General features: G+C 36.9%; 12 protein-coding genes. 3 read left to right on the top strand and 9 right to left on the bottom strand.

Features of this window, described 5'->3' with window-relative positions:
- Nucleotides 1–21 precede the first annotated feature (21 nt).
- Entirely contained in the window at nt 22–756 is a 735-nt protein-coding gene (locus CD112_RS10625; protein WP_002480413.1) for an esterase family protein, read from the bottom strand.
- Nucleotides 757–1062: 306 nt separating this feature from the next.
- Between CD112_RS10625 and CD112_RS10620 the strand changes: the two genes are divergently transcribed.
- A complete protein-coding gene (locus tag CD112_RS10620) occupies nt 1063–2706 on the top strand; it encodes an alanine/glycine:cation symporter family protein (protein ID WP_002480412.1) in 1644 nt (547 codons plus the stop codon).
- A 196-nt stretch (nt 2707–2902) separates the two neighbouring features.
- Entirely contained in the window at nt 2903–3988 is a 1086-nt protein-coding gene (gene cozEa / locus CD112_RS10615; protein WP_103364288.1) for a lipoteichoic acid biosynthesis protein CozEa, read from the top strand.
- 78 nt (nt 3989–4066) lie between these two features.
- Here the strand turns inward: cozEa and CD112_RS10610 are convergent, their stop codons facing one another.
- The 8 genes from CD112_RS10610 to CD112_RS10575 all read right to left on the bottom strand — a co-directional run bounded on the left by CD112_RS10610 (nt 4067) and on the right by CD112_RS10575 (nt 12338).
- Complete coding sequence (locus CD112_RS10610) at nt 4067–5311, bottom strand: MFS transporter (protein WP_103364287.1); 1245 nt, start codon at nt 5309–5311, stop codon at nt 4067–4069.
- 131 nt (nt 5312–5442) lie between these two features.
- On the bottom strand, nt 5443–6213 hold the full coding sequence (fabI, locus tag CD112_RS10605; protein WP_002480409.1) for an enoyl-ACP reductase FabI: 771 nt from the start codon (nt 6211–6213) through the stop codon (nt 5443–5445).
- A gap of 156 nt (nt 6214–6369) precedes the next feature.
- Nucleotides 6370–8232: a monovalent cation:proton antiporter family protein gene (locus CD112_RS10600; protein WP_103364286.1), complete on the bottom strand. Its 1863-nt coding sequence runs from the start codon at nt 8230–8232 to the stop codon at nt 6370–6372.
- Nucleotides 8233–8242: 10 nt separating this feature from the next.
- The gene (mgtE, locus tag CD112_RS10595; protein WP_002480407.1) at nt 8243–9625 is read right to left on the bottom strand and encodes a magnesium transporter; all 1383 of its coding nucleotides are present in this window, start codon (nt 9623–9625) and stop codon (nt 8243–8245) included.
- A gap of 20 nt (nt 9626–9645) precedes the next feature.
- Nucleotides 9646–10524, bottom strand: coding sequence for an RluA family pseudouridine synthase (locus tag CD112_RS10590; RefSeq protein WP_103364285.1), 879 nt, complete (start codon nt 10522–10524; stop codon nt 9646–9648).
- The gene (locus CD112_RS10585) at nt 10521–11330 is read right to left on the bottom strand and encodes an NAD kinase (RefSeq protein WP_103364284.1); all 810 of its coding nucleotides are present in this window, start codon (nt 11328–11330) and stop codon (nt 10521–10523) included. Before CD112_RS10585 ends, CD112_RS10590 begins: the two co-directional genes overlap by 4 nt.
- 8 nt (nt 11331–11338) lie before the next feature.
- Entirely contained in the window at nt 11339–11974 is a 636-nt protein-coding gene (yjbM, locus tag CD112_RS10580) for a GTP diphosphokinase (RefSeq protein ID WP_002480404.1), read from the bottom strand.
- A 16-nt stretch (nt 11975–11990) separates the two neighbouring features.
- Nucleotides 11991–12338, bottom strand: coding sequence for a UPF0738 family protein (locus CD112_RS10575; RefSeq protein ID WP_002480403.1), 348 nt, complete (start codon nt 12336–12338; stop codon nt 11991–11993).
- A gap of 154 nt (nt 12339–12492) precedes the next feature.
- Here CD112_RS10575 and CD112_RS10570 point away from each other — a divergent pair, with 154 nt between their 5' ends.
- Nucleotides 12493–13065: a CYTH domain-containing protein gene (locus CD112_RS10570; protein WP_060803850.1), complete on the top strand. Its 573-nt coding sequence runs from the start codon at nt 12493–12495 to the stop codon at nt 13063–13065.
- Nucleotides 13066–13151 lie beyond the last annotated feature (86 nt).

Genomic DNA, 13151 nt, shown 5'->3' with positions numbered 1-13151 from the left:
TTACAGAATTTACTGAATGGTTTACTCCGCTAAAAAGTATAAAAGTAAGGGTTCCATTAGCTTTCTCCAGTACTTCCAACGATGTCCCCCATCAAATTCTTCATAATAATGTGTAACATTAAACTTCTCTAACAAGTCTTTTAATTCACGATTTGGTGTTAAGAAATCCGCACGTTCACCTGTAGTCGGCAACGCAAAGTCAATTTCTTCTTTACCAACCGCTTGCCATATATCTAACTGATCAATAAACTGACAACGATTTGCGAGTAAATCGACGACTTCATTAAACATCGGACTGAACATACCGACTTGATTAAATAAGCGCGGATATGAAAGTGCCGTCATTAACGCGATTGATCCTGCTAAACTGTCACCTAACAACACACGTCCATTCGCCACTTTAAATGTCGGAAATGTTTTATCGATATACGGTAACAACTCTTGTCCCATTGCTTTGACAGTTAAAGGTGCACGGCTGCCATTCGGTGAAAATTCTTCTCTCCGCTTATCCACGGTTTCATAATGGAAACCAATGAAAATGGCGCGTTCTACTTGTTCATCTTCTCTTAAGCGTTCATAGACGCGATGAATTTGTCCGAAACGAAAGAAGTCTAAACCATCAAAACAAAACACTAATTTATATTTAAATAATGGTGAATAATTTTTAGGTAAGTAGATAGATAACGTAATATCACGTTCTAAAATGTCACTATGAAATTGTGTTTGAGTCACAACACCTGGTTCTAGTTCACTCACATTACTCTCTCCTTATTGTTAAATTTAACTCTAGTTTAACAATTTTTATGCGCATTGGGTAATAAGCTAGATATTAACTAGCTTTATTGTGCCATTCCGATTAATCCTATAAGTATTTATTTGTAAAGTTTAATGTTTATTTTCATTAAAAGTGTTGCACGGAACTTTTATTCAAAGTATAATTGAAAAAAATCAATTTCACTGATGCATGTCGAAACACATACAGTAGCGGAACATAATGCGCTTATTTTTTTAGGGGTAAAATGTAAGCGTTTTCTTTTTCGCTTTATTAAGGGGGAAATCATTATGCTAGAAAGTTTTGTAGCTTGGTTTAATGAAATTGTGTGGAGTAAACCGCTTGTTTATGGTCTATTGATTACGGGGATTTTATTTTCTTTGATGATGAAATTCTTTCAAGTCAGGCATTTTAAAGAGATGATTCGTTTAATGTTCCACGGTGAAAAATCACCGACTGGAATCTCAAGTTTCCAAGCGATTGCACTCTCTTTAGCTGGACGTGTCGGTACGGGGAATATCGTCGGCGTTTCTACAGCTATCTTTATTGGGGGTCCAGGTGCAGTCTTTTGGATGTGGGTAACCGCATTTTTAGGTGCCAGCAGTGCATTTATCGAATCAACATTAGGTCAAATCTTCAAACGTGAAGAAAAAGGTGAATATCGAGGCGGTCCCGCCTACTACATTGAATATGGGATTAAAGGACGTCTAGGTAAAATTTACGGTTTAGTCTTTGCGATTGTAACGGTTATCTCAGTAGGCTTATTATTACCTGGGGTACAATCTAACGCAATCGCAAGTTCAATGAACAACGCGTTCCAAATTCCAAACTGGATTGTTGCAGTTACAATTGCAGTCATTTTAGGTCTGATTATTTTCGGCGGTGTTAAATGGATCGCTAATGTTGCGACAGCAGTCGTACCATTCATGGCTATTCTTTATATTTTAATGGCAGTCTTTATTATTATCATCAATATCCAAGCCGTACCTGCTTTATTTGGATTAATCTTTAAATCAGCATTCGGTATGCAAGCAGCGTTTGGTGGTATCTTCGGTGCCATGATTGAAATCGGTGTAAAGCGTGGTTTGTATTCAAACGAAGCTGGACAAGGGACAGGACCACACGCCGCTTCTGCAGCTGAAGTCTCTCACCCAGCCAAACAAGGTTTAGTTCAATCATTCTCAGTATATGTCGATACATTATTCGTATGTACAGCAACAGCATTAATCATCTTAATTTCAGGCACATATAATACAACAAACGGCGATTTAAAGCCAGGTGGTATTCCGGAATTAATCAAAGATAATGGTATCTATGTTCAAAACGCTGACGGTACGAAAGATTACTCAGGTACAGCAATGTACGCACAAGCAGGTATCGATAAAGCCTTACAAGGCGGCAGCTATCACTTTGATCCTGCTTTCTCTGGTATCGGTTCATACTTTATTGCGATTGCATTATTCTTCTTCGCTTTCACAACAATACTCGCATACTACTACATCGCAGAGACAAATATTGCGTATATGACAAGAAACAGTTCAGTCTTTACGACAAAAATTTGGTTCACAGTTGCACGTTTTGCGTTAATTTTCGCAGCATTCTATGGTTCAATTAAAACAGCTGATGTTGCTTGGAGTATGGGGGACTTAGGTGTAGGTATGATGGCATGGCTTAATATTATTGCGATTTGGATACTCCATCGTCCTGCGGTTGACGCTTTAAAAGATTACGAGTTCCAAATGAAACAAAAAGGTTCTGGTAACTTCGCGATTTACAAACCAGATCCAAACAAATTGCCAACTGCGACATTCTGGCTTGAAGACTATCCGAAACGTTTAAAGGATGCACATTTCAATGAAGATGAAGCAGTTGCCAAAGAAAAAGGTGCTAAAAATAAAAAGCTCCCACCACAAAATAACTTAGAAGAAGTTTAAAATAAGATAGACATAAACAATTGAAATAGATTAAAAAGAGGAGGAAGCGTATACCGTTTCCTCTTTTGTATTTCATAGAAATAATCATAAATTTTCTCAGGAAATAATCTACATTTCTACAGAAATATGACTTTTTCAATAACTTAATTTAGTCTATAATGGTTTATAAGTCTATTTCTTTAGGAGGACATCATCAATGCTAAATAAGGTGTGGTTCCGAACGGGAATCATGTTATTGATATTATTTCTATTAATCAGATTGATTATGGAAGTACATGTTATCTTTAAACCGCTGATTATCATTATTCAATCAGTCATTTTACCATTTATCTTAAGCGGTTTTTTATTTTATGTCTTTTTACCGCTTCAAAAGTTTTTAGAAAAACGCAAAGTTCCGCGTTGGGGCAGTATTTCGATTATCTTTGTGATTTTAATCGGCTTAACTGCAACTGCAATTACAGTCGTTGCGCCACTCATCGCTAACCAAATTAACGGGTTGATTAAACAAGCACCGCAACTTCAAAAAGAAGTTCAAGGAATCATACAATATACACTAGACCAAATGGATAAACTTCCTAATGATGTAACAGATCGCATCAATAAAGTTGTAAAATCATTCGGAGATAATGTGACAAATATCCTATCTAATTCGATTGCGATTGTCTCTCAAATTATCTCTACACTATTCTTACTGATTATGGTGCCATTCTTCTTAATTTACATGTTGAAAGACCACGAGAAGTTCATTCCTTCAGTGGCTAAATTATTCAATGGTGACCGCAAAGTATTTGTAACTAACTTATTAAAAGATGTGAACTATACATTACAATCATACATTCAAGGCCAAGTCACAGTAAGTGTAATTTTAGGAATTATTCTTTACATTGGTTATACAATTATCGGTTTAGAATATACACTTTTACTTGTGTTATTCGCTGGTGTCGCAAACATGATTCCATTCTTAGGACCGTGGATGTCCTTCTTACCTGCCGCAATCATCGGAATTATTCAAAGTCCGACAGCATTTATTTGGGTCTGTGTGGTAACACTCGTTGCCCAACAATTAGAAGGTAATGTCATTACACCGAATATTATGGGTAAATCACTTAACATTCACCCGCTTACGATTATCATTGTTATCTTAGCGGCTGGTAACCTAGGCGGATTTGTTTTAATTTTAGTTGCGGTTCCATTATACGCAGTGATTAAAACAGTCGTCCGTAATATCTTTGTTTACCGTCAAGATATTATGCGGAAAGCACAAAGTGAAGTTAAAGATTAACGAGTATTATAAAAGCGTTCAACTCTCTAAAATGAAGTTGAACGCTTTTTACATTGATAAGACTTATTTACTTTTAGATTATGCTTGATTCGCGCGCATCGCTTTTCTGCCTTTCAACGGCATATTTCTAAGCGATAACATCATCACAAGTGAAATCATATAAAGACAGGCAAGGAAAATCATTGTTGTACTCATGCCATAATGATCCATTAAATACCCTATCGCAATCGGTGATAAGCCACCTAATGCACGTCCAATATTGAAGACGACATTATTCGCTGTACTACGAATATGTGTTGGATAGTAACTACTGATAACTGCCCCATAGCCTGCGAACATACCGTTAACGAAGAAGCCGACAAAGGCCCCACCGATCAGTAATGCGACTGCACTTTGCGCAAAGACATAAATAAAGACAGATGCAGCTGATGCGATAAGGAAAATCGTATAAGAAAGTTTGGCACCGAAGCGATCTAATATTTGTCCGAACGCAAACATACCTAAACTCATACCAACAATCGTACTGATGGTCCAAAGTGATGAGTTAGAAACACTTAAGCCATGTTGTTTTTGAAGAATTGACGGCAACCAGTTCATTAAACCAAAATACCCAGCAACTTGTACACTCGACATAATCGTTAATGCGATTGTCGTATGTGCCATATGTTTCGTGTTAAATAATAAACCGATTGGCGATTGATTTTTCTTTTCTAACGTACGATTTGCTTTTGCTTGTTTCCATGATTCTGTTTCATCTAAATTACGACGAATGTAGAATGCTAAAATCACAGGTACCACACCGATTAAAAAGAGCGCGCGCCAACCGAGATGCGGTAAAATTGCGGCAGCTAACAGCGCAGCAATCAATGCGCCGATTTGACCTCCGATTGCGACCACTGAAGAAACACGGCCTAGACGTTGTTTCTTAAACACTTCAGCCACTAACGCCATCCCGATACCGAATTCTCCACCGCCGCCCATACCGGCAATGAATCTTAAAATATAGACCATATAAATATTAGAAGAGACTGAAAGTAATGCGGTTGCTATCGCAAAAATAAATATCGTGTATGTAAAGATACGAATACGACCATACTTGTCTGCAAGCACGCCAAAAATAATACCTCCGAACAACATACCGAAGTTCGTAATCGAAGCGATTAAACCGGCTTCTGCAGAACTGATATGGAACTCATTAATAATACTTGATAGCGCAAAGGCTAAAAACATAATGTCCATATTCTCTAGCCCGAATCCAAGCATTGAAGAAGCTAGAATTTTATTTGAATACGACTTACCTTGTTGATGAATCTTTTCTGTCATCCTTGTCCACCCACTTTTGATTTTATTCCCGTAACTATCATACACTTCATTTAAAGAATTGAATAGCCGAATTAAAAAAATAGCCCACTATTTTAGTCTTGGACTATCATAGTGGGCTATACTGAGTATGATTATTTAATTACGTGGAAACCAGCGTCAACATGGATGTTTTCTCCTGTTACACCGCTTGATAAATCACTTAATAAGAAAGCAGCTGTTTTGCCGACTTCTTCTTTATCAACATTACGTTTTAATGGTGCACGTTCTTCAACTTCTTTTAAGATTGTGTTGAAACCGCCAACACCTTTCGCACTTAATGTACGAATTGGACCTGCAGAAACAGCATTAACACGGATATTGTCTTGACCTAAGTCTAATGCTAAATAACGCACGTTTGCTTCTAAGCTGGCTTTCGCAACACCCATTACGTTGTAGTTAGGTACTGCGTATTCTCCGCCTAAGTAAGTTGTAGTAACAATGCTGCCGCCTTCAGGCATTAATTTTTTCGCTTCTCTTGAAACGATTGTTAATGAATAAGAACTGATGTCTTGTGCAAGTAAGAATCCTTCTCTTGAAGTTTCTGAGAAACGACCGCGTAAGTCTTCAACATTCGCAAATGCGATAGAATGGAAGACACCATCAATTTGGCCTACATCTTCACCGATTTTTTTGAATCCATCGATTACTTCGTCATCACTTTGAACATCAATTTGGTACGTAAGATGCTCTTTTTGATTTAATTGATCAACAAGTTTATCTAATTCTTTCTTACTACGTTCTTTACGGTATGTAAAGACTAGTTTTGCTCCTAATTCATCTAAAGCTTGGGCTACCCCAAAAGCAATACTGCGTTTATTCGCAATTCCCATAATAACGTATGTTTTTCCTTCTAAACTAAACATGAAAACGCTCCTTTTACTCTATTAATGATTCAAATTTTGATTATTAGTATTATAACATTTTTTGTTCTAATAGACTTGTTTCAACCATTATCTATGGTATGCATCGTAGAAATAAAAAACGAAAGCCTAACATCTCATTAGACTTTCGTTTTAAGTTTAAATTGAACCGAGTGAATAATATTCTAAATCACGTTTCAATTCATCTACATATTCTTTCGAACCTGTCACAATCAAGCGGTCACCGTAACGTAACATCGTATCACCATGCGGTACAATCGATTCATTATCACGTACAATACGTACGAAGATAATATCGCCGTCGAATGGGAAGTTACGTAATTGAATGTTGTCGAATTTATAGTTAAGCATTTTAATTTCATATAATGATGTTTCAACGTTGCTTAATAAGTTCAACATGTTCGGTGTTTCAATTAAACCTGTCAGCAAGATCTTATTACTTAAGAAACTACTGAAGATTTCAACACCTGATTGACGTAATTCAGCTTCAGTTTCTCCGCCCTCTTCAAAGCGGCAGATGACACGGTTTACTCCGTGTTCTTTAGCCATTTGTGCGACTTTATAGTTTAATTCATCTTCGTTGGTTGAACACACTATAATATCACTATCAAAGAGTCCAAGCTTTTCAAGTATCGCTTCATCATAATCTGCAATTTCAACAGTAGTAATATCATTTGATAAATTACGCTTATCACTTAAATCTTTACGATAATATAACGTAATCGCGTATAAATCAGACATCAAGTTCTGCGCTATCGGAATCGTTAATTGGTTCTTACCAATCAGACTGACGTTAATACGACGTGTCGCTTCTGTCGGCATTGGGAATGTCTTTTTAAAGACAATCGGAACAAATACACACGTAATGACAGCACTCAGGATTAAGATCCCAGAGATTTCTGGTGTAATCGTATGAAGTTGTTCAGCGATTTTAGCTGCTGCGATTACTAACGATAACGTAGATGTCAGTAAAAAGGCAGAAGACAATGTGGTTTTTTGATCAAACCAAGGTCTTATCGCATATACAGGAATAATCTTAGATACTAAGAATGCGATGATCAGCACTGGAATAATGATTAAAATTGATGGTTCTTTAATCAGTGAAGGGATATTTAAATCCACACCGACCATAATGAAGAAGATCGGGATAAAGAAACCATAACCAAATGAGTCCAGTTTTTCTACCATATCTTCGTCAGGACCAAGCAGTGATACAATTACACCTGCTAAGAAGGCACCTAAGATATTCTCAGCACCTACACCTTCTGCTAATGCCACTAATAAGATGATCAACGCAAAAACTGCACGAATACCGATTTGTGTTGTCCCATCCATCAATTTTTGAAGGAATTGTGCTTTTTTGAAAATCCCGCCAAGGAAATAGAAAATAATAGTAAAGACAATTAAAATCGAAATCAACCATAATGTGCCGCCGCCTTTAGCGTTAATTGCACCATATACAGTTAATAAAATCATCGTAACTAAGTCAGCTAATACAGCCGTTAACAAGATAAACTGTCCGATGGTTGTGCGCATGATATTCATTTCTTTAAGTGTTGGTACTACCACACCTAATGAAATTGTAGAAATGATAATGACCATTAATAAGATATCATCAATCAAGCCAAACCATTTAAATGCATACGCTAAAATGATTGAAACAATCATAATCAGCGAGAATACAAATAATGATAATTGTAAATGACCCGGTGCTTTCTTCTTGTTTTTATTTTTAGCTTTTTCAGGCTCATTTTTATCGCTTTTGAACGCATTGAAATCAATTTCCAAACCGCTTAAAAACATTAAGAAAATAAAACCTAGTGTTGATAAAATATTCAAGATGTTGTCGCGTTCGACTAAATGGAAACCGGATTGTCCGATGATTAATCCCATTAAAATTTCCGCCACAACGACAGGTAGAAAATTGATATTAAGTCTGTTGACAATAATCGGCGTTAAAAACGCAGCCATGACAACAATGACGAGTGATACAAATTCCATGTGTCCCTCCTTATGTGAGATATGACATAAATGATGTAGCTAATCCGAAGTAAATTAACATACTGATAATATCGTTGATTGTTGTGATAAATGGACCACTAGCTACAGCAGGGTCGATTTTCAATTTCGTCATTATCAATGGAATGATTGAACCCATCATTGTACCGACTGTCATCGCAATCGTTAAACTGCCACCTACAATCAGTGCTAATAACGGTGTACCATATAAAATTACAATAATGGTAAAGAGTACGGTTGCACAGACTAAACCAGAGACAAAGCCAGAACCCGCTTCTTTAAGCGTCACTTTGAACTTGCTTTGATTTTCAATCTCGCCAGTCGTGATATTACGTACAGACACCGCTAGGGACTGTGTCCCTGAGTTACCTGACATCCCGCTGATAATGGGAATAAAGGCCGCAAGTAATGCGACTTTTTCTAATGTTTCTTCGAATGACCCTAATATAGTTGCAGTTATCATACCTAAAAACGTCAAAATGAGCAACCAAGGCAGACGTTTTTTAGCTGTTTTAAAAATTGAATCGTCTGTTGAATCAATATCAGAGACACCGGCTAAACCAGAGTAGTCTTCTAATGCCTCTTCATCGATAACATCGACGATATCATCGATTGTGATTATACCCAGTAAATGGTCTTGATAATCTACAACCGGCATTGCGATAAAGTCATAGTCACGCATTCTTTGCGCAACATCTTCTTGGTCATCTGCCACGTTGACACTGACCACACGATTACTCATAATATCTTCAATATAAGCATCGTTTTCTGCGACAATCAAATCACGCAGAGATAAGACACCTACGAGATGTTTATCATCATCTACTGCAAAGATAACGTAAATCGTCTCAGCATCAGGTGCTTGTTCTTTAACCAGCATCAATGCTTCTTTAACAGGTGTAGTTGTCTTTAAAGAAATATACTCCGTCGTCATGATACCGCCGGCAGTATCTTCTTCATAATGCAGCAAGGCTTTGATTTCTTTCGCATCTTGCTGATCCATTAACGCTAATAAAGTAGCGACTTTACTTTTAGTCAAATGACTCATAATATCTACGGCGTTGTCATAAGACATGTCTTCTAAAATATGCGCCGCATAACTTGCTTTCATTTGTTCAAAGAGTTCATCGTACTCGTCATCATCTAACTCGAGTTGGTCGAAGAAACTCGCGACTTCTTTCGGTGATAAGAGATGATACATTTTTTGTCTGATTTCATCATCACTATCTTCGAAGAACTCACTTTGTTCATACGTATGCATGGATAAGAATTCTTCTCTAAATGCATCAATATCATTATCTATTAAGAGCTGATCTAATAAATCTTTGTTATAGACTTCTGGCTCATCTACAAATTTATCATCTTCTTTTGCCAATTTGGCCTCCTCCTTACTTCTTAACTCTCTCTACAAAGCTGTTGAAAAAGGTCCTCAAGTGCTTTTTGCCTTACGCTATCCTTTAAAACCACCGATTTATGTGTCACAGGGTGGATAAACTTTAAATCCGTACATACAAGCGCTTGTCCTTGTATGGATGGGTGTGTGCCGCCGTATAAACTGTCTCCGACAAGTGGATGGTCTATATATTGAAAATGCACACGAATTTGATGGGTTCGTCCAGTATGCAGTTGTACACGGTTTAATGTAAAACGGTCACACGCTGAAAGGGTTTGGTAACTGGTTTTTGCATACTTGCCTGTTTCATTGACCTGACGTTCAATAATACTGTCAGATTTTCGTGCGATTGGCGCAATAATATCGCCTTCTCCAGATAATAATCCAAAACAAATGCATTGATATATTTTCTCCATTTTTACGTCAGACATTCTGTGATGAAAATGTCCATGTTTAGAAAACAATACGATACCCTGTGTATTACGGTCTAGTCGTGTCACAATATGCGGCACGATAACCGTTTGACTACTATCTGGGTTTAAATATGCCAAAACTTGTTCAATCAAACTTTCATGCGGATGTTCTCTAGACGGCGCACAATTTTGATGTGCAGGTTTTGAAACGGCTAAATAATAATCATCTTCATATAAAACATCTAACGGTGCATGATAATAGATTAAATTCTGACTTGGTCTCTCCTCAGGCAGCACAACTTCTAACGTATCGCCTTCTGTCATTTGTTTTCGCACAGTTACAGGTTGCTTATTTACAAGTAAAGCGCCATTTTGTTTAATGGCACTTATCATTTTCTTTGAATAAAATTGTTCTTGTAAAAAAGTCTTTAATAAAACCGGTGTTTCAATGTCATAGTGAAATTTCATTCGTCTCTGCCGTCAGAAATAAATGAATCGTGGACGCGTTTCCAGAATGGAAATGGTCTGAAACGTGCAAATCGTACACGCTGTTTAGCTACACGATATTCAATACTTTCTACATTGTGATGTTTCATTGTAACGTGGTCGATAGATGTCATAATCACGCGTTGATCGACTGGTGTAATCAGACAATAATGATGTTCTGGCATAACAATCGGTGAACCGACTGTACGGAACACACGGTTATTGATGGATGCAATTTCAGTCAATTGAATTGCGCGCAACGAAGGATGAATCAAAGCACCGCCAAGTGCTTTGTTGTAGGCAGTTGATCCTGAAGGAGTGGAAATACATAAACCGTCTCCTCTAAATCTTTCAAAGTGTTGTCCACGTAAATTAACATCTGCTACAAGTGTTGTATTATCTTCAGTTTTCATCGTTGCTTCATTCAGTGCGATATGATGTGAAGGTTCTTTGTCATCGTTGTAGTTCACAATAATATCGATTAAAGGATACTGAATGACTTCGTAATCTCCATCTGCAATTTCTTCTATTAACTTATCTACTTCATGCGGCAGCCAATCTGCATAAAATCCTAAATGCCCTGTATGTACACCGACAAATGCAGTTTCATTCACACGATGACAATATTGATGGAAGGCTTCTAATAAAGTTCCATCCCCGCCGACAGAAATAACAATTTCAGGTTCGTCGGCATCTTTAATCATATTGTTCGCTTCCATTTGTGCTTCCATATTTTCTTTGATGCTGTTTGATTTGTGGTCCCCTTTAGACACGATATAATAACGCATAAAGCACCTCACTCTTGATTATGTTTTTTCGCACGTTTTTTAGAATAGTAACGTTGTGCTTCTTGTATTTCGTCTTTGATCTCAGACATCTCTTCATCTAGTGAAAAGGCAGCTTCTGCCGCATTTTCTAAGCGTTTTTGAATTTCAGGAGGATAGTCTCCATCGTATTTATAACGTAAAGTATGCTCAATAGTCGCCCAAAAATTCATCGCTAGCGTTCTGATTTGAATTTCAGCTAATATCGAACGTTGCCCATCCAACGTTTCAATCGGATACTGAATAATCACATGATATGAACGGTAGCCGCTTTCTTTTGTATTGTTGATATAATCTCTTTCTTCAACAACTTTAAAGTCTCTGCGTTGTCTAAGCAGATTAACGACAACGGGTATATCATCCACAAACTGACACATAATACGTAAACCAGCGATGTCATACATTTCTTCATGCAGATGATCAAATGATATATCGCGCTCAGTCGCTTTTTCAATAATACTTGTTAACGGCTTCACACGTCCGGTTACAAATTCGATTGGCGACGCATCGGCTTCTAAATCATAAATTTTACGCAAACCTCTTAATTTTACTTTAAGTTCTTCAACTGCTTGTCTATAAGGTGCTAAAAATCGATCCCATTGATTCATTGCGATTCACTCCGCTTCACTCTAACTCAAACGTTTTTTCGACTTCCGCCACAAAATCCTTACCATAGTTTGAGTTCCCTTTGATATTACTTAAGATATAATCTAACTCTTGGTCAAATTGTTCTAATTTTAAATCGTCATTTACATAAATTGCTTTCCCCTTATTTTCATGAAGCATAGACCAAGTCTCTTGCACAAAGATAAGATAGGAATAGGATTGTCCATCATCAAGGATATGAGCAAACCCGTAATTGTCACTATCAACGAGCATTTGCCCTGCTTCAGTCAACCCTTCTGTCGATTTATCTGTATAGCAATAAATGCCATCATCTTTCACTTTTATTTCGTTCACATAAATACGCATAACCTAAATCCTCCTTGTGTTATTCCTACTTATTTTAACATATGTACATCACTCATTACACAACCTAAATGCTTTGTATCACGAAGCCTATAAATTGAAATACTTTCAAATAGTTTTCAAATCGTCCATAATATATAGTCACAGAGGTGAACTGATGACTATTAATCAAGAAATAGAATATAAGCAACTACTGACACATAATCAATACGAAGCATTAAGAAATAGATATTTTAATACATTAAAACCTTTTACGCAAAAAAATCATTATATTGATACACCGGATTTCGCTTTAGCTGAACACTTGATGGCACTCAGAATTCGTGAAATTGATGACACGTATGAAATGACATTAAAAGTACCTGCTAAAGTAGGTTTAACTGAATATAATCACATGACTGAAGTCGTGCCAAAACAAGACATGCATCTTACACCTGACAAACTGCCAGATCCGATTCATTCTGTCTTACAAGAAACAGGTATAGATGTTACACAACTTTATGTATTAGGGGCATTAACGACCCACCGCATGGAGACAGAGATTGATGAAGGTCTCCTTGTACTAGATCATAGCGAATACCTTGGTACTGAGGATTTCGAGCTTGAATTTGAAGTGGAACAACCCGAAGAAGGTTTGAAGAAGTTTCAAGAAATCTTACAAGATTTCAATATTCAATCGTATATTCCTAAAAATAAAGTCGCTCGCTTTTTTGAAGTAAAAAACAAATAATCATTAAGCACAATTCGGTAGCACTCAGTCAAAAGTCGTATTACTTTTAATTGTAAAAATTCATGTTATATTAGATATATATTAAA

The organism is Staphylococcus simulans (genome assembly GCF_002902285.1).
Classification (GTDB): domain Bacteria; phylum Bacillota; class Bacilli; order Staphylococcales; family Staphylococcaceae; genus Staphylococcus; species Staphylococcus simulans.
This window is presented reverse-complemented; position numbering and strand designations above follow the sequence as displayed.

What these genes read in the sequence shown, in the direction of transcription:
- CD112_RS10575 (WP_002480403.1), bottom strand. Translation starts at nt 12,338, where the DNA reads ATGCGTATTTATGTGAACGAAATAAAAGTGAAAGATGATGGCATTTAT.
- CD112_RS10610 (WP_103364287.1), bottom strand. Translation starts at nt 5,311, where the DNA reads ATGACAGAAAAGATTCATCAACAAGGTAAGTCGTATTCAAATAAAATT.
- yjbM (WP_002480404.1), bottom strand. Translation starts at nt 11,974, where the DNA reads ATGAATCAATGGGATCGATTTTTAGCACCTTATAGACAAGCAGTTGAA.
- CD112_RS10600 (WP_103364286.1), bottom strand. Translation starts at nt 8,232, where the DNA reads ATGGAATTTGTATCACTCGTCATTGTTGTCATGGCTGCGTTTTTAACG.
- CD112_RS10620 (WP_002480412.1), top strand. Translation starts at nt 1,063, where the DNA reads ATGCTAGAAAGTTTTGTAGCTTGGTTTAATGAAATTGTGTGGAGTAAA.
- CD112_RS10585 (WP_103364284.1), bottom strand. Translation starts at nt 11,330, where the DNA reads ATGCGTTATTATATCGTGTCTAAAGGGGACCACAAATCAAACAGCATC.
- CD112_RS10570 (WP_060803850.1), top strand. Translation starts at nt 12,493, where the DNA reads ATGACTATTAATCAAGAAATAGAATATAAGCAACTACTGACACATAAT.
- CD112_RS10590 (WP_103364285.1), bottom strand. Translation starts at nt 10,524, where the DNA reads ATGAAATTTCACTATGACATTGAAACACCGGTTTTATTAAAGACTTTT.
- cozEa (WP_103364288.1), top strand. Translation starts at nt 2,903, where the DNA reads ATGCTAAATAAGGTGTGGTTCCGAACGGGAATCATGTTATTGATATTA.
- fabI (WP_002480409.1), bottom strand. Translation starts at nt 6,213, where the DNA reads ATGTTTAGTTTAGAAGGAAAAACATACGTTATTATGGGAATTGCGAAT.